General features: G+C 61.2%; 11 protein-coding genes and 2 pseudogenes. 4 read left to right on the top strand and 9 right to left on the bottom strand.

The features are described 5' to 3' along the window. Both AC6FTP_RS11745 and AC6FTP_RS11740 read right to left on the bottom strand, forming a co-directional pair. Window positions 1-1,395 carry an ATP-binding protein gene (locus AC6FTP_RS11745; protein ID WP_497207108.1) on the bottom strand — a complete coding sequence of 465 codons (1,395 nt, stop codon included), beginning with the start codon at window positions 1,393-1,395 and terminating at the stop codon, window positions 1-3. A 61-nt stretch (window positions 1,396-1,456) separates the two neighbouring features. Beyond that, a complete protein-coding gene (locus AC6FTP_RS11740; RefSeq protein ID WP_497207107.1) occupies window positions 1,457-2,110 on the bottom strand; it encodes a murein hydrolase activator EnvC family protein in 654 nt (217 codons plus the stop codon). 171 nt (window positions 2,111-2,281) lie between these two features. Between AC6FTP_RS11740 and AC6FTP_RS11735 the strand changes: the two genes are divergently transcribed. Further along, complete coding sequence (locus AC6FTP_RS11735; RefSeq protein WP_497207106.1) at window positions 2,282-3,145, top strand: hypothetical protein; 864 nt, start codon at window positions 2,282-2,284, stop codon at window positions 3,143-3,145. 34 nt (window positions 3,146-3,179) lie between these two features. On the opposite strand, the gene AC6FTP_RS11730 is transcribed toward AC6FTP_RS11735, so the two are convergent. From AC6FTP_RS11730 to AC6FTP_RS11715, 4 genes are all read right to left on the bottom strand, one after another. Continuing rightward, complete coding sequence (locus tag AC6FTP_RS11730; RefSeq protein ID WP_497207105.1) at window positions 3,180-5,441, bottom strand: FG-GAP repeat domain-containing protein; 2,262 nt, start codon at window positions 5,439-5,441, stop codon at window positions 3,180-3,182. 84 nt (window positions 5,442-5,525) lie between these two features. Then, window positions 5,526-7,352, bottom strand: a complete 1,827-nt coding sequence (locus AC6FTP_RS11725) for a hypothetical protein (protein ID WP_497207104.1) — start codon at window positions 7,350-7,352, stop codon at window positions 5,526-5,528. Between the two features lie 42 nt (window positions 7,353-7,394). Continuing rightward, window positions 7,395-8,369: a S1C family serine protease gene (locus AC6FTP_RS11720; protein WP_497207103.1), complete on the bottom strand. Its 975-nt coding sequence runs from the start codon at window positions 8,367-8,369 to the stop codon at window positions 7,395-7,397. A 77-nt stretch (window positions 8,370-8,446) separates the two neighbouring features. After that, window positions 8,447-8,863, bottom strand: a complete 417-nt coding sequence (locus AC6FTP_RS11715; RefSeq protein ID WP_497207102.1) for a hypothetical protein — start codon at window positions 8,861-8,863, stop codon at window positions 8,447-8,449. A gap of 146 nt (window positions 8,864-9,009) precedes the next feature. On the opposite strand from AC6FTP_RS11715, the gene AC6FTP_RS11710 reads away from it, so the two are divergent. After that, window positions 9,010-11,466, top strand: coding sequence for an MFS transporter (locus AC6FTP_RS11710; protein WP_497207101.1), 2,457 nt, complete (start codon window positions 9,010-9,012; stop codon window positions 11,464-11,466). Further along, window positions 11,463-12,317: an alpha/beta hydrolase gene (locus tag AC6FTP_RS11705; RefSeq protein ID WP_497207100.1), complete on the top strand. Its 855-nt coding sequence runs from the start codon at window positions 11,463-11,465 to the stop codon at window positions 12,315-12,317. The genes AC6FTP_RS11710 and AC6FTP_RS11705 overlap by 4 nt, the downstream gene beginning before the upstream one ends. 2 nt (window positions 12,318-12,319) lie before the next feature. On the opposite strand, the gene AC6FTP_RS11700 is transcribed toward AC6FTP_RS11705, so the two are convergent. Continuing rightward, window positions 12,320-13,966, bottom strand: coding sequence for a protein kinase domain-containing protein (locus AC6FTP_RS11700; RefSeq protein WP_497207099.1), 1,647 nt, complete (start codon window positions 13,964-13,966; stop codon window positions 12,320-12,322). 247 nt (window positions 13,967-14,213) lie between these two features. Here AC6FTP_RS11700 and AC6FTP_RS11695 point away from each other — a divergent pair, with 247 nt between their 5' ends. After that, entirely contained in the window at window positions 14,214-15,557 is a 1,344-nt protein-coding gene (locus AC6FTP_RS11695) for a DUF1501 domain-containing protein (RefSeq protein ID WP_497207098.1), read from the top strand. Window positions 15,558-15,567: 10 nt separating this feature from the next. Here AC6FTP_RS11695 and AC6FTP_RS11690 read toward each other — a convergent pair. Together AC6FTP_RS11690 and AC6FTP_RS11685 are read right to left on the bottom strand one after the other, a co-directional pair. Beyond that, window positions 15,568-17,190: pseudogene (locus tag AC6FTP_RS11690) on the bottom strand (putative transporter); the annotation flags it as partial. Between the two features lie 102 nt (window positions 17,191-17,292). After that, window positions 17,293-17,869, bottom strand: a pseudogene (locus tag AC6FTP_RS11685) (anthranilate phosphoribosyltransferase); the annotation flags it as partial.

Here is a 17,869-nt window from a genome sequence, read left to right as displayed (position 1 = left end):
CTATGGCGCTGGCTTCAGACGGTAAAGATCATCCAGAGTATGCAGGGTCACGTCTGGCAGTTTAGGTCGTGTTTTGACACTGCGCACAAACAGCCTGCGGCACAGAGTGGCTTCTCGATGGTTCGGATAGAGTGGCAGGCGGGAGTCGAGTTCCTTCACGAGCGCGGGCATGGAGCTGACATCCCCCCATTTGCACTCGCCGAGGTCTGTCCAGCCATCTTTGCGCACGCCGACGACGTCGATCTGCACGTTCTTGTCCCAGTATTCACCGCACTCGAAAGCTGAGCGCACACCCTCGGCCTGATAGATCATGGGCAGACACTCACGGCAAAGACGCTCGAAACAGCGACCGTAGTAGGCCTCGATTTCTGGTTTGATGATCTCAGCATAGCCCTGCTTTGGGCCGAGCATCTTCAACGTGCTCTGATGAGGGAAGATGAAGCGGAACCAGAAACGCAGAAAGGGATCATCCAGCGCATAGCGCACGGTGCGCGTGTTTGGCCGCACATCGGTGATCGGGTAACGCCGCTGCACATAGCCGAGATCCACGAGAGTGCTGAGGTGGTAGTTCAGCCCACGCACGTCGATGCCAGTGGTGCTGGAGAGCTGAATAGGTGCATTTTTCCCCTGAGCCAGGGCCATGAGCACGGCATGGTAGGGCATGAGATCACGCAGCTCTTCGCGCAGGAGAAACTCGGGCTCGCGGGAGAGTGCGGAGATATCGTGGAGGATATTTTTGATGATGTTCTGCTCCACGGAGAGCTTTTCATCAAAGGCCAGCAGGTACATCGGGATGCCGCCGCAGATGGCATAGACGCGCGCTTTGTCTGCCAGCGAGTAGCGGGGATGAAAACCCGCCGCTTCGAGATGATGGAAAGGCTTCAAGAGCATCTGCCCGGTGCGGCGGCCAAAGAGCGGGCTCTTCTTCCCCAGCACCTCGCGCTCCATGAAGCCAAGGTAGGAGCCGCAGAGGATAAGCATGACCTTCCCAGACTTCGCCCAACTCCGATCCCATAACTCCTGGATGATGGAAGGAAGCTCCTCTGCGCCCTCTGCCATCCACTGAAATTCATCGAGGGCCAGGATGAGCTTCTTCTTCCCCGTCCAGTGCTTCACTACAAGGTCCAAGGCATCCTTCCAGCCGCGCACACTGGCCCGGGCCAGCAGTGGCTCGTTTAAAGCACGGGCAGCCGTTTCCATAAACTCCGTGATCTGAGTCTCACCGGGTGCTCGCTTACCAACGAAATAGATGCCGGGCTTTCCGGTCATGAAATGCACGATCATCTCGCTCTTCCCAACACGACGGCGGCCATACACCGGGAGAAAAGAAGAAGCGGGTCCGCGCCAAGCAGACTCCAGCGCGGCAAGTTCATGTTTACGACCATGGAAGCTCATGCCCGGGAGTATCCGTCATCAAAGCGTGTTTTGTCAAAACACGTTTTGATGACTTGTGGAGTCACCTCGGTGTAGGCGCTGGGCTCAGCAGATCATCCGACGCGCCGCGATGCTGCGCCAGAAAGCGCTCGGGCGAGAGGCGGTTCATCGGTGCATCTGCATACCCCACGCCTGGGTTCACATAGGGACCCTCGCGTACTTCAAAATGCAGATGCGCGAGATACTGCCCGCCTGCTGTGCCCACAGTGCCGATCTTCTCCCCCCGCTGCACCACCTGCCCGTGCTTCACGAAGATCTGATCGAGGTGCGCATACACCGTCTGGATCACTCGTGTCTTTTCTGCCTCGCGCATTCGATGGGCCAAGATGATCATCTTTCCCCAGCCCGGTCCGGGTACGCCCGCATACACCACACGTCCGAAGCCCGAGGCATAAACGCGGTCGCCTAGATCCGAGTTCAACCCGCCGATGCCATTCAGGTCATCCCCGAGGTGTCGGTTGATCCGAAACGGCTGCGCATTGTAAGTCAGCGCCCCATGCTCTGAGCCCATCGGAGCATCAAAACGGGCCGCCAGTGGCAGTCGTGCCACCTCCACCGAACTCATGCGCTTGAAGGCAGGATCAAAAGGCGGGGTGAGGGGCCGTTGAAGCCAGAACCCCACTGCCGCCAGCAAAGCGATGAAGCCCAAGAACAGGATGAGTCGACGGCGTTTCATGTTGGGTGCCTTTAGACAGAAAACTCGTGGAGGCGAACAGCCAAGCTCAGACATTTCGGATGAAATGAGAAAGTCACTGTTATCGTGAGTGCGAAGTTAAAAATGCATGTGCTTTTCCGATGACTTTTCTGATGGTGAGGATCAAGGGTTCTCTCGCTAATACACCCGCTTATGCAGCCCTTTCCAAACAAAAGCCCGCTGTCCTTCATGCTACATTTCATCCTCCTGGTGGGAGGCACTGCGTTCGGGCAGACGAACTGGGGCTCAGTTGGAACGGTCACGTTTGCGTTGACACTGCATGAGACCGCCCCGGCCAATACGATCAAGGATGACGAGGGCAAGGTGGTGCCCACTGCACAAGGAGGGGGTGCTAACTTGACGAACTCTTACACCGTCAGGACTTTTGACCGACAGGGGAATGAAACCAAGAAAGTGGAGACGGAGGAAACGATCTCGAAAATCCGAGTCTCCAAGTATGGCAACGCGGAACTGATCGCCAAACTGGTCCTGGATGGAGTGCTGCCACAAAAGGGGAAAACGCCATTCATTGCAGGGTGGTCAGTGCTGCATGTCTATACGATCAACGAAGGATCGAGGTTCTTCGCCCGACATGTGGACAAAACCATCGTGGATATTTCTACCAATGCCGGCTTCGGCTTTGAAGCTGCGACTGCGGTGGCTCAAAATTACAAAAAAGCCACCACCACGACAACGGCTCCGATCACGCTGCAACAGACCGTGACGGTTTCCCTGGTGGACGAGAAATCCTTCATGGGCCGAGGGTATGGGGGAATCAACGGCACTGGTTTGACCCTGTCATGGGCCGGGACCTACATCGAGACTGGGGCCAAAGTGGTGACTCGGACCGAAGTGATCGATGGGACGAGCCATCGTGCTGAGGTGCCGCTCTCTGGAGCAGTGAAAATGGAGAAGGTGAGCGGCGTGAATGGCGATTTCTCGGCGGTCGTGCAAGGAACGGTAAGTGCAACCGCCGGAGTGCTCACGGACTTGTCAAAACTCCTACCGACCCCGTGAGCCTTTGACCGACGGATAGAGGGTCTATCACACCTCACTTCCGCAGATAAATCAGCAGCCGGTCATGCACGAGGAGGGCTAGGTCGAGCTTGCCATCGGCGTTGAGATCGAGGGCGGTGTAGTCGTGGGGTTCGTTTTCGCGACCGCTTTTGCCTCGGAAGTGGGGATCGGTCTCGAAGACGCGGAAGTACATGGCGCTCTGCCATTCGGCGGGCGTTTTCTCCGTGGGCTGGAAGAACTCCAGCACGCGGCTGGCGCTGAAATCGACGAGCGCGAGGTCATCGGTGCCGAGGCCGGAAAAGGCGGCGGGGATGAGATCGGAGGGCTTCGTGTCTTTCAGCTCGGAATCGAAGGAGACGATGGTATCGAGGCGCAGCGCGGTACCGGAGAGTGGGGTGAGCTCGAAGCTGGTCTTGCCGATGATGAGCAGTTTGTCGCCGAGCAGATGGATCTGATCTGGGGCCAGCGATGACAGGGCGTGGGTGTGGGCGGCGCGGAAGACGCCATCGGTTCCGGCGCTCATCTCGTGGAGCTTTTCCTGAGCGCTGTCGGCCAGGAGGACGCGCATTTTGCCATCAACCTTCGTGACGAGCACGGCGCTGAGTTGGGAGCTGGAATCGGGGGCGTTGAATTGTTCGACGGTGACGGCTTTGCCATCAGCTCCGACGCGGAAGGCGCGGGCGAGCTGATCTTTGGCGACAATGATCTCGGCTTTGTCATCGCCATTCACATCGGCGGCGGTGAGGGCGATGGGGGTGAGCTTGTTGACGAGGGAATCGGGCAGGCCTTCGGCGCGTTTGAAGGGCACCTTCGCGTCCGTTTGGCTGATGAGGATCTGCATCGGCGCGAGCGTGGAGAAGAGGGCGAGATCGCCTCGGCCATCTTGATTGGCATCGATGACGCGGACGGCGTTTGGCTTGCTCGGGCTGCTGATGAGCTCCTGCGTGGTGGGTGTGAATTTCTTGTCGGTGGCACTCCACTTCAGGCTGATGAGGCTGACTTTGCTCTTCACTTCGGCGAGCGCGAGGATGGCGGCGGTTTTGTCGCCGGTGACATTGCCGGTGGTGAGTGTGAGGAGCGTGTCGGTGCTTTGATAAACGACTTCGGGATAGGCGAGGCGGTCCTTTTGCCAGCGGGCGAGGCCGATGGATTTCTCGCCGGGGCTGAGGACGATGAGTTCGGCTTTCGAGTCGCCATCGACATCGGCGATGGTGATCGTTTCAATGCCGCTGAGGGCGGGAAACTCGCGCCCCTCGCGGAAGGAGCCGTCTTTGCCACCGCCGAAGAACCAGAGGCGGGCGTTCTTGGCCTCGGTCAAAACGACATCGCTGATGCCATCGCCATTCAAGTCACCGAAGGCCACGGCGCCGCCCTTCGCATCGCTGGCGGGCATGGCGTAGCGGATGCTGGCGGCGCGGTCGGCGTTGGGCTCGACTTCGCCGGTGGCGAGCTTTGCCACTTCGATCATGCCGGTGGTGTCGTGGATATAGGCAAGGCCGGTAGCTTTGGCATCTTTACCAAGTTTCATCGGGTGCGCCCAGCAGCGGCTGGTCTCGGTTTCGAGCCGCCATTCTTCGCCAAAGGAGGCGGCGTCTTGCTGGAGTCGCACAAGCACGGCGTCCGCATCGGGCGAGGTGTAAAAGAGGTCCGCTTTGCCGTCGCCATTCAGGTCGCCAGTGCGCAGGCCGCCGCAGCCGGGCTGGCCGAGGACGTAGCTTTTCGGCTCGGCCCAGCCCTCTTTCGTCTGATGCCAGATCATGAGCCGCGTGTTCGTCAGCAGCGCGAGATCGGCTTTGCCATCGGCATTGAGATCGGGGGAGATGAGGGACTCGGTATCGTCGGCGGTAGAGTCGAGGATGAACTCCTTCTTCTGCGTCCAGTCGCCGGGCTTCGTGCCTTGGGTGCGGAGGATGAGCTTCTCTTCATCGGTCACGAAGGCGATGTCGGGTCGCTTGTCGCCATTCCAGTCGCCCACGGTCAAAGCGAAGGCGCTATGGCCGATGACGAGGGGCTGCTTATCGAAGCGCGAGACTTCGAGAATGGGGTTCCAGCGATCCGTGCGCGAACTGCGTTCGGGTTCGCCGGGGCGGAGGCCATCTTTCCGCTGGAGCAGGAACTCGAGCCGCGCGCGGTCTTGATTGATGACGACGATGTCAGCGAGGCCATCGCCATTGAAATCAGCGGAGCGTGGGCAGGCCGTGTTCCAGTCCAGCTTCACGACCTCCGGGCCATCGAAGTAAAGGCTATCGGTTGCGAGAGCGGAAGTGGTGAGGAGGGCGAGGGCTAACGTACGCATGGTGAAAGGTGGTCCGCACAGTCCTCTGTGCGGTCTGGGTCGTGGGCAGGCATTCCGCACAGAGGACTGTGAGGACCACTCTGGTCACTCCACAGGCTTCGAGAGCATGCGGAAGTGGACGGCTTCGGGATGGGAGTAGGTGCCGCTGACTTCGGTGCCGAGGTACTTTTTAAACATGTCCTCGGATGGGCGGGCGGAGGGGTCGAACCACTCGGTGGGGCCATCGGCTTTCGTGCTGTCACTGGCACCGGCTTTCGGGCCTTTGCCCGGGCCTTTCTTCGCGGCGGGTGCTTTCTTTTTCCCTGCGGCCTGCTTTTGCACGGCGGTCATGGCGTCGATGACCATGAGAAGCTGCTTGCTGGCATCAGAGACGCCGACGCCGTTGTAGCCCTTTGGCAGCATGGCGATGAGATCTTGTGTGCGGGCGCTTTCCCAGATGCTGGGGCCGCTGGGCTCCTTCATGCGTCCGAGCACTTTTTTGAGCAACTCTTGTTTGCCAGTGCTGAAGAGCAGGTAGTCGTCCGTGAGGCAGTAGCCGATCTCGGTGGAGGCGGCACCCGCTGCGGCGGCCTGGCTGGCTTTGTAGGTGCTGATCGTGTAGCCGAGGTATTCGCTCTCTTCAAAAGCCGCGCCGAAGCCCTGACCGACGAAGCGTTTCAAGCCATCGAGAGCCCCGGCGAGCTTGGCTCGATCTTTTACTTTGATGCCAATGACCTGGCTCTGGGCTGTGGCCGTGCCGTCGGAGGCCTGCACCATTTCATCGCCGAGGCTGCCGAAGAGGTCTTCTTTGATTTTAAAGCCCATCTGCTGCTCGATCTGGCCGACCTGCATCGTGGCCATCATGGCGAGCGGGCCGAGCTTGTTCACCATGCCGAGCAGGCCATCCCAGATATCGCCGAGGCTCTGACGCGAGACTTGTCCCGCGAGTGCATCCGCCGGAAGGAAGGCGGGCAGTGCCACTTCCGTGCTGCTGCCACGGAAGAGGGAAAGCAGGCCCGATGGGTTCGCAGGATGCAGCAGGGTGACATCGACGCGTGACTGCGTGTCACTGAGATCGATGCCGACGCCGATGGACTGAAATTCCTTCGTGCCGAGCGCCTCGAAGATCATCTTCGGGTCCACGGGCATCTGGGATTTGCCACTTTTCATCGTCTGGCTCAGGCCTTCTTCGAGCCACTTCATGAGCACCTCGCCATTGGTGTAAACGGAGATGTCGGCGGTGCCATCGGTGAGCTGCGCGTGACGGGCAAGATGGCTGGGGACGATGTCTGAAGTCTCGGCGGTGCCGCTCTTCAGCGCGGGGATGAAGTAGTCGAAGAGGGCGGGCTTATCACCCATCACGAGCACACCATCGACGAAGGCGTAGGCCTGTTTCCAGGCGGCATCAGCTTCCTCGGACACGGCGAGCACGTTCAGCGGCACACCGCCGACATCTTTGGTGATCTTCTTCAGCGTGCTGTCCTCGGCGATGTCTTCATCGACTTCTTTGGCGAGAAGTTCCTCCACCTTCGCCTGCTGGTCACCGACTTCGAGAAGGATGATGATCGGGTTGTTGTTGTCCATCTTCTCGAAGTCCTTCGGTGAGTCCGCCGCGAAGGCCATGAGCGCGCTCCCCTGGACGCGCTTGAGGTTGGCTTCGAGCCCTTCGCCCGTGCTTTCCTTCAATTCCTTGTCCCAGACGGCCTCGCCGTTTTCATACATCGGCGCGGTCCATTTCTTGAATTCTTCATCGGCCATCATCTTGCCATAGCCGCTCTTTTCCCAGTCGGCCATGAGTTCAGGGGCGCTCTTGATGGCGAGGAAGCCGAGCGTGTTTTTGGGCAGGAGCTTGAGCCACTGTTCGAGCTTTTCAGCGCGGGCAGCTGGTGCCAGCAGGCAAAGGGCTGCGAGGAGGGTGAGGGGGGATTTCATTATGATGGATGATTTGAGATGAATGATTTCGCAGACGTGGACTCAGGGAGCTTTGGGCGTTTCAGTTTTCGTGGGCGGTGCCGGCGGGGGAAGATACCGGAAGCCGGCGTTCGGATTGCGGGGATCGAAGGCGAAGGCATCGCGGTTTTTCAGGAAGGGCTTCATGACGTTCGCCGGGATGGAGAAGCCGAGGCCCTCCACACCGACACCGGCCATCTTCATGTTGTTCACGCCGACGACCTCGCCGCGTGAATTAAAGAGCGGGCCACCGGAGTTGCCGGGATTGATTTGCGTCGTGCTCTGGATGCACCAGGTGCCGCGTGTCTCGCGCGCCTTCACACTGACGATGCCCTGCGAGACACTGCGCTCCAAGCCGAGTGGACTGCCGATGGCAAAGACCTGCTGCCCCTGCGTGAGTGCATCCGAGTCACCCACGGGCACGAAGGGCAGGCTCTCGGCGGCGGGGTCATCGATCTGGAGGATGGCGAGATCGAGGAAGCCATTCATGGCGATGATCTTCACTTTGGTGAAAGCCTGCTTCTCCAGCCCGCCGGGCTTTTTCCGATACACGACGACGGTGATCTCGCGCTCGCCGGCGATGACATGCTGATTCGTGACGACGTAGCCGAGCTTATTGATGATGAAGCCGGACCCTAGTCCCGAGGACGTCTGCACCTGCACCACCGCCTCTGCCACACGCTCCACGTTCTTTTCCACAGCGAGGGCCTCGCGATTCGGCTCTTCAAAATAAATGTCTTCCCCGCGTGTCGCCTGCGCCGGAGCCGCCGTGCCATTCGCTGTGATCTTTTCCAGCGTCGCGATCTCCGCGCGCGGCACGCTGAGCACGGTGAAGCCGAGGTCCAGCATGACCGAGTCATCGCGCTCCCGCAGGATCTGCCCCTGCATCTCCGTGCCGCTTTTTAAAACCACGCGCGTGCTGTCCGCCGCATCCGCCGTGAACGCGCCGCCGAAGCACCCCGCGAGTGCCGCTCCAATGAAGGTTTTGCCGATTTTCATTTCGAGCGCGGACGCTAGCAGTCCGCGCCGCCATGACGAGGTTTTTCCAGGGGCGGGCGAGAAAAACTCTAGCTTCTTCAGCCCCCATTGCGCCCTCGCCTCTCAGGAAAGGCATCGCTAATCACTCGGTCCGTGACGGCATCCAGGCAGCCTTTAAGCTGCTCGCTCTGCGTGATGAACTGTGGCCAGAGGGTCTCGTCCACAAAGCGTTTGGTCGTGTGGACGAGGAGGGTGTTCCGGCGCAGGCCGTGGCGGCGATAGGGCTTCAAGCCGTGATGCTGGAGCAGGGCGACGAGGAGGCGCTTGGACCATTCGTCGGCAAGGACGAAGCGATACTCGATGACGCGCTCGGCCTTCTGCTTGGGCGAGATGCCGAGCCGTTCCTGGAGCCGCGCCATTGCCTCGGCGGCAGCGGTTTTCTCGCCAGGACTGGTCGCCTGAGCGTAGAGGCGCTCGATCTTGCGGAGCTTTTCGTGGAGGTCGCTGGACGACATAAGTAGGTGGCAGCATAGGCCTTTTAGCCTGCACTTCAGTTATAAACAGGACCGTGAGCACTGAAAACACAGCCTAGAAAGGCTATGCTACGCCGCGCGTGATTCTCATCTGGAAACTTCGTGCGGGCTGTGCCTGATAGGCGGCCATGCCCGACGCTGCTCCCGCTGACTCTGCCGACCTCAATCAACTCACCGTCCTGCCGGCCCAAAACCGCAGGTCACTCGGGCTCGTGCTTGCGGTGCAGGCGCTGAATGCCTTCAACGACAACTTCGTGAAGATGCTGCTCATCGCCTTTGCTGGCGCGGTGGCGGCGGGGACGGAGCTGGGGGACTCGATGCAGGTGTATCTGGGGGCCATTTTTTGCGTGCCGTATGTGTTCTTTGCGCCGGTGGCAGGATGGCTGAGTGATCGCTACTCGAAGCGGACGGTGATGGTGTGGATGCAGGTGGCGCAGGTGATCGTGTTTGGGGCCTTCATCGCGGCGATGGTGCTGCATGAGGCGCAAATGACCCTCGCGCTGAGTCTCGTGGCGTTCTTCCTGCTCGCCACTCAGGCCACGTTTTTCAGCCCGGCGAAGATGGGCATCATCAAGGAACTGGTGGGTGGCAAGCGGCTCGGCCCGGCCAATGGGATGCTGCAAATGACGATGTTCATCGGCATCCTCAGCGGCATGTGGGCGGGAGGGGCGTGGTTTGGCGCGCGGCTGCATGCGCTGAATGATCCGTGGGCTTCGGCGTGGATTCCGATGCTGGTGGTGAGTGCGCTGGCGCTGCTGCAAATCCCCGGCGCTCTGGCGATCATGCGCACACCGGAGCACTCGACGACGAACTTCCATCGTGGTGTGTGGACGGAGCATTTCACGCATCTGAAGCTCGTCTTTGGAAACCGGCCCATCAAGCTGGCGGCCATTGGCGTGAGCTACTTCTGGTTCATGTCGAACGCGGTGGGCACCATCCTCGTCACGCTGAGTCGTGAGCGTCATCCAGGCGACTCTGCAGCAGCGGCGACCACACTTTCCACCATGGCCGCGATGCTCGGCATCGGCATCATCGTGGGCAGCGCGCTGGCTGCGCTGGCGTCAAAGCGGCGCACCGAGATGGGACTCGTCCCCATCGCTGGCATCGGCCTCGGCGTGGCCACACTCTTGGCTGGGCTGGCTCCGCAGACAGGGCCGCTTGTCTATTTCGGCATGGTCGGCATCGGGCTGGCAGGCGGCGCTTTCATGACACCGCTGTATGCTTTTGTGCAGCAGCGCAGTCATCCTGATGAACTCGCGCGCGTGCTCTCGGCGATGAATCTCATGGACTGCCTCGCCTCCATCGTGGCGAACATCGTGGTCGTGAAGCTCATGCTCATGGCGCACATCCCCGCGCGCTGGCAGCTCGTCGCGCTGGCACCGCTGGCCTTCGTGGCGGCGGTGTACATGTCGCGCTTGCTCACGCATGATCTGGTGCGCTTCATCCTGCTCACCATTGTGCGGCTGGCCTACAAAGTCAGGCCGGTGAATGCTCAGAATGTGCCGGAGACAGGCGGCGTGCTCATGCTCTCGAACCACGTCAGTTATGTCGATGCCTTCGTGCTCGGCGCTGCCTGTGGACGCAAGGTGCGTTTCGTCATGTGGGACGAGCTGTACAACATCAAGTTCGTGACCTGGTTCCTCACAGCCGTGGGCACCGTGCCCATCTCTGCCACACGGGCAAAGGACGCCATCCGCAATGTCGCCGCCGCTTTGAAAGAGGGCCAGGTCGTGTGCCTCTTCCCTGAAGGTCAGATCACGCGTCATGGCATGTTCAATGACCTGCGCAAAGGCTTCGAGCTCATGGCTCGTCAGGGCGGTGCTCATGTGCAGCCCGTGTATCTGGAGGGGTTGTATGGCTCCGTCGTTTCGCATGAAGGCGGAAAGTGCTTCAAGCGCTGGCCGAAGCTGGTGCGCTATCCTGTGCGCGTTCATTTTGGCAAGGCCATGCCAGCACGCGACGGCACCACGGAGGCTGTGCATGGCCAGTGGCTCGACATGAGCGCGAACGCGTTTGCCGCGCGCACCGAGAGTCGCAAGCTGCCAAATCTCCCCACCCAATCCACCGCGAATGCACTGCGACTGATGGAGGCCGAATGGGCGCAACCGGGTGAGACATTGCTCTGCCTCGCACCGACGGGCAGCCCACTGCACCAGACCTTGCAGGCCTACACCCAGTTCAAGCCTCTGATCACTCTGACCACGGATCTCACCGTGCTCTCCACGGCCACCGAACCCACGGTGATCGTCATCGGCAGCGCACAGGATTTGGCGCAGTTCAAAGAGCGTACTCCTGCCGTGCGACTCATCATGTGCTGGGATGACGTGAGTGCTGCCGCGCCGCCGGACGCGCTTCGCGGCATCTTCGAAAGCGCGACGGGTGAGCTACTCACCATCAGCGTGCCTGATCCCGAGATGCCGAAGGGCGAGGAAGGCAATCAACTCGGCCACGCCGAAGGTAATCTCGGCCGAGCCCTGCCCGGTGCCTTCACCTCCGCGCGGATGCAGGCTTTCCTGGCTCAGTGGCAGCTCGAACTCACCGAGGTGGGCTTCCTCAAACCAAAGCCAGAGACGCCAGCGATATGACACCACGGGCTTTCATCAGCAGCCTGTTGTTCGCCGTCACCTCGTTGACGGCCCAGACACCGGATTGGAAAGCCATCCCGCCTGACCTCACTGTGCCCGCCGTGACGCAGGGCCAGCCCGCGCCGGGGAAGCGCGTGCCGCAAACCTCCACCGGCTGGGAAAAGACAAAGGTGCATCATCTGCTGCATCTTCCGAACGACTGGCAGCCAGAGAAGAAATACCCAGTCATCATCGAATACGCCGGCAATGGCCCCTACGCCGACGCGCGTGGCGACACCTGCGATGGCAGTGTCGAGGGCTGCATCCTTGGTTACGGCATCGGTGGTGGCAAAAACGTGATCTGGGCCAGTCTTCCCTTCATCGAAGAGAAGGACGGCCTCACGCAAAACGCCCCCAAGTGGTGGGGGGATGTGGAGCAGACGAAGCGCTACTGCCTCGGAACCGTGCGCGACCTCTGCGCCCGCTTCGGCGGCGATTCACAGCGCGTCTTCATCGCCGGCTTCTCGCGTGGCAGCATCGCCTGCAACTTCATCGGGCTGCATGATGACGAGATCGCAAAGCTCTGGTGCGGCTTCATCTGCCACAGTCACTACGACGGCTCCCGCCGCTGGCCCGGCGATGGTGGCGAAGCCGCTGTCCTGGAGCGACTGAAGCGTCTCGGCAGCCGCCCGCAGTGGATCAGCCAGGAAGTCACCACCGCCGCCACCGAGAAATGGCTGCAAAGCACCGGCCTCACTGGCGACTGGACCTTCGTCCCCATGCCCTTCCCAAATCACAGCGCCGCATGGGTGCTGCGTGACATGCCTGAACGGCAGCGGCTGCGCGAGTGGCTGGCGCGGGTGATCCGCTAGGGTCACTCTCCGACGACGAGTTTCACTCGTGGCGCGGGAGCTTCAGTGATGGTCTTCTCCCACAACACCTTGTCTTTGTCATCGCGGACGGAGACGGTGAAATCCTTCAGGCGGTCCTTCCACTTATCGTCGGTTCGGTTCCAGACAATGATGGTGTTGAGCGTGACATCGCGTGGGAACTTCAGCTTCCATGCCGGGTTCTCTGTCTTGCCGTGTGTGTGGCTCACACTGTTGTTGTCGAAGACACCATCCGTGTTGCCGTCGATGGCGCGTTCCGCTTTGCCGCCATACTCCTCGCTGCTCTGCGAGGCTTCACCTTGGAAGGCGATATTGTTCGCGCCGCTGAAAACCTGCACCTCGGCCAGATTCAGGATGGCCTTGCCCTTCAGCTCGATCCAGACCTGACGCCCCGTGACCCCGGAGCCTTCCGCCGCAGTCGTGGCAGAGACCGCCGCTGCAGGCGCATCCTGGCTGGAAAACCACTGCTTCCAACCGCCATCCTTGAACGAATCCCGGAAGAACCAGCCCACCAAGGCCAGCGCCCCCAGGTTCAGCAGCACGGCAAACACCACCTTGAGACTCACGCCCTTCCTGGTCGGCGCGGGAGCCGCCTTCACGGCACTCGTGGCGTCACCACTCTTGACCTGCGGGCGCGGCATCATGCCGGTGGGCGGGTTCTGCTTGGAAAGTATGCCCGTGGCCGGAGAGCCGGGCTTCGCGTTCGCCCCTGACTGGGGCGGACGGGGCGCGGCGGCGCGGGGGATTTTGCTGTTCGGTGGTCCGGTGACCAGCGGACCAGTCGCCGTGCCGGGTGCCATTTCAGGGGCGGTTTGCGGCTGGTAAACAAACCCCGAGTGCATGGAGTGCATCAGCACATCCAGAGCATGGGCCACCGTTTGCGGACGCCGGGTCGGATCGGGCTGGAGCAGCCAAGCCAGCCAGTCCGCGAAGGATGTTTCGATGTCCGGGCGCATGTGCGTCAGCGCATGGCGGAGGTCAAAGGACCCCAGGTCCGCCAGCACTTCCTCCACGGTCGAGCCCTGGGCCGCCGTGGCCCCGGTGGCCAGATAGAAAAGGCTGACCCCGGCAGTGAAAAGCTCGCTCTGGGAGGTGGCAGGCCCGCCGTGCTGCCGCTCCGGAGCGGAGAACCACAGCGTCTCGGGAGCAGGCTCTCCGCGCGCCAGAGTGAGTCCCCAGTCCTGCACCTGGAGGAAAAGCCCGCCGCCGGGATGGTCGGCGATGATGAGATTGCTCGGCTTCAGATCTCCATGCGGCTGGCGCAGGTGCTCGCCCACCAGCATCGCGTTTAAAAGCTGCACCGCCAGCGCCCGCAGATCCGTGGTGGAGAGCTTCCTGTCCTGAGCAAAGGCCCGCCCGCTGATCCCCGGCATGAACTCATACACGAGCGCAAACTCCTCCTCCGTGGGCAGCAGCGTGATCAGCCCCGCGATCTGGGGATGTCGCACCTGGAGCAGCGCATGGACGAGCAACTGCAGCCTCTCCCGGTCCAGCGGATGCGTGGCCTCGTGGTCAGCAAGCAGCGCCTTGATCAGCACCTTCCGTCCTGTCGCGGTCTCCACACCGCGATAGATTTTCGCCGCCGGTCCTGCGGCGAGGAGTTTTTCGGGGTGGAAGAAATCGGATTGCATGAATTAACGCGTAGATGAGAACGGTAGCCGAGACTTTGTGCAAGGATGGAATGCAGGCAGGTCGCCAATAGCGAGAATACTCTTGTCATGGAATCTCTCCTCGTCTCCGCCAAAGACCGCCGCGCCACGCTCGAAGACATCGCGTGGTCGCTCGTAAATGCGAAAGAGTTCGTGCTGAGAAGATAGCCAGCTTGCCGACGTAGGTGTGTGCATGGCCTCCCACGATCACGGTCACGCTTTCACCTTCATGAATCCACGCCTCCGCGATGGTGTGGTCGTGCATGGCAGGCGTTCCGTTTTGAAAACGAGCCTCGCAGGTCTCGGCGGACTGACTTTGCCCGGCCTGATGAAACTGAAGGCGGAAGGCAAGACCACGAAGAGCGGCAAATCCGTCATCCTGCTCTGGATGACCGGCGGCCCATCTCACATCGACACCTGGGACCCGAAGCCCGACCGGCCTATCGAGAACCGCGGCCCTTTCAAGACGATCAAGACAAAGCTTCCCGGCGTGCGCATTTGCGAGTTCCTGCCGAAGCAGGCGGCGATGCTCGACAAATTCACGATCATCCGCTCGGTGGATTGTCGCTTCAGCAATCATGAACCGAACATGGTCATGCAGACCGCGAACCTCGCCAACGAGCCACGCACCAATCCGAAGGCGAAGTACTTCCCCTCCTTCGGCAGCATCGTGGCGAAGCATCACGGCGCGAATCATCCAGCGATGCCGCCCTACGTCGTGCTGAACATGAAGTCGCGCTCGCATGTGGGCTGGGGCGGCTATCTCGGCACGCAGTATGATCCCTTCGATGGCAATAACGCCACGAAGCTCTTCCAACTGCCCTCCGGCCTCAGCATGGATCGCCTCCATGCCCGCCAGACTCTGAGTCGGCAAATGGATGGTCTGCGTGCGGAGATCGACTCCAGTGGCATGATGACCGCGATGGACAGCTTCGGTCAAAAAGCCTTCGACATCGTCGCCGGTGGGCGTGCACAGGAGGCCTTCGACCTCAGCCAGGAGCCGCAAAAAGTCCGCGACCGCTTTGGTGATCACGATTGGGCCAAGCAGGCGCTACTCGCGCGTCGCCTCGTCGAGCGCGGATCAAGCTTCGTGACCATCGACCTCAGCAATCACAGCGCCTCCGGCACCTGGGACAATCACGGCGACAACATCCCGCCCTACGGTGGTATCTGGAATGGCCTGCGCCCACTGCTGCCCGTCTTCGATCACGTCATCACCACGCTCGTCAGCGATCTCGGTGAGCGCGGCATGTTGGACGACACCCTTGTCATCGCCATGGGCGAGTTTGGCCGCACCCCGAACCTCGGCACCCAAGGCAGCACCGATGGCCGCAACCACTGGCCCGTTGTGATGAGCATGAGCCTCGCCGGTGGTGGCTTCCGCCACGGCCAAGTCATCGGCGCGAGCACCAAAGACGGTGCCGAGATCTCCGAACGTCCCGTCACCCCTGGCGACCTCGCCGCCACCATCTACCACCACATGGGTGTGCCGCTGGATGCGACTTACATGGATCATCAAGGCCGGCCGAACTTCATCGTGGATCAGGGCAGGCCGCTGGCGGAACTGGTTTGATTGAAGATCTTCATAGCAGCACCAGGACCTGCGCCACGATGATGCGCAGGAGCATTGTCAGCGGATACACGGAAGCGTAGGCCACGGCTGGCGAGTCGCTGCGCGCCTGAGCGGTGGCAAAGGCTAGAGCCGGAGGATCGGTCATGCCGCCGGATAGCAGGCCGCAGAGGGTCATGTAATTCATGCCATGCCAACGACGTGCGACGATGCCGACGGCGAGCAGTGGGATCAGCGTCACCGCCAGCCCCAGTGCCACCCATTGCAGCCCCTGAGTAGTGAAGACGGTGCTGGCGAATTTCTCACCCGAAAGCAGGCCGACGTTTGCCAGAAAGAGGATCATGCCGAGCTCACGCAGCGCACGATTCGCATTCATCGGCATGTGCATGACGAGCGGGCCAAGTCGCCCGAGATGACTCATGAGAATGGCCACGATGAGCGGGCCTCCCGCGAGCCCGAGCCGCACGGGTGCTGGCAGCCAACTGAAATGGATTGGCTGCATGCCCACCACGACACCGATGAGGATGCCCGCGAAGATGGCGGCAAACTTCGTCTCTTGAAGCTGCTGCACGGCATTGCCGAGCACCGCCGTGGCGGACTTCAGCGCGTCTTCATCGCCCACGAGCTGGAGCATGTCGCCAAACTGAAGACGCACGTTTGGCAGCGCGGAGAAGATCTGATCCCCACGGCTCACACGGGTGACGATGACATTGTGCAGGTGGTCGAGCCCGAGTTCGCCGACGGTCTTGCCCAGCATGGCGCGGTTCGTCAGCACCACCCGGCGATAGCCGACATTGCCCGGCGCTTTCATGAGGTTCTCCTCCGTCGCGCTGCCGATCACGAGGCGGAACTGCTCCAGGTGAGCGTGCGTACCCACGACGAGCAGGACATCGCCGACATGCAGCACGGTGGAGGGTGTGGCAGCCTGCACCTCGCTTTCTCCGGCGCGTCGGATGCGGGAGACGATGACGCCTGTCTCGTGAATGCCGGGCACGGACACGAGCACCACGCCTTCGAGATTCGGGTTCTCGACACGGAGATTCATGCGCTCCAATGGCTCTACTCCGGCGCTTTGCTTTTGTCGAAACGCCTCCGCTTCATCTGCGACGTTCACTTTGAAAAACACCCGCATAAGCACTAGCGCCATGATGATGCCCACGACTGCGAGAGGATATGTCGCTGCATAGGCCAGCGCCGGAAGTGTCGTCGTGGCGGCCTCGGCGCCCGCACTTTGCAGCGCCTGCTGGGCGGCACCGAGAGCGGGAGTGTTCGTCGTGGCTCCGGCAAACAAACCCGCGATGGCTGCGGACGGCATCTTCATCAGCCAGCCGCCGCTGAAGGCCACCACCGCTCCGCCGATCACGAGCGCCGCCGCATACAGGTTCAAACGCAGCCCGTCATTCCGCAGGGAGGCAAAGAAGCCCGGCCCCATCTGCATCCCGAGCGCGAAGACGAAGAGCACGAGCCCGAAGTCCTTTAAAAAGTGCGCCACCTCCACCTGCGGCACCCAGCCGAGATGCGCCGCCAGCAGCCCGGCAAAGAGCACCCCCGCGATGCCCAGCCGCGTGCCCGCGATCGCGACATGCCCGAGCCCGATGCCCGCCAGCACGACGGAACTGATGAGCAGCAGATCATGGGCGACGGACGAGGCTTAAGCGAGAACAGGAGTAAAAATCACACCTCTCTCATGGCACAAGCCATGCCAGCAGCGCGAACGATTCGTGTGCCGATCTTGTGATCAGCACCAGTCACGCAGTGCCACCAGCTTCGCATGGGCGGCCCCACGATCGATCAGTGACTCAGCGAGTGCTTTGCCAGCAGCAAGATCAGCCGCTTTGCCCGTGATGACAAAGCCCGCCGCTGCATTCAGCACGGCGATGTCGCGCTTCGGCCCTGGGTCACGACCACTGAGGATGGACTCGATCATGCCAGCATTCTCATTCGCATCACCGCCGACAAGGTCTTCGAGCTTCGCCGGAGCAAAACCGAGTGTTTGTGGATCGAGTAGATCGCTCGAGAGCCTACCAGACTCGACTTTGCAGATCTGGTTCTGGCCGAGCGTGGAAAGTTCGTCCATGCCGCCACCATTTTTCACCGTGCCATGCACGACCCAGGCGCCTTTGCGTCCGAGCGTGATCAAGATCTCTCCAAAAGTGCGAGTGAGGCTTGGCTCAAAAACGCCGATGAGCTGGAAGTCGGGCTGTGCGGGATTCAGCAGTGGGCCGAGGAGATTGAAAATGCTGCGCTGACCTTCCGCGCCGAGGATTTTGCGCGCGCCCACAACGGCTTTGAACGCCGGGTGATACAGCGGCGCG

It is taken from the genome of Prosthecobacter sp. (assembly GCF_044378005.1).
GTDB lineage: Bacteria > Verrucomicrobiota > Verrucomicrobiia > Verrucomicrobiales > Verrucomicrobiaceae > Prosthecobacter.
The sequence above is the reverse complement of the archived record's forward strand: the minus strand, read 5'-3'. Positions and strand labels throughout refer to the sequence as shown.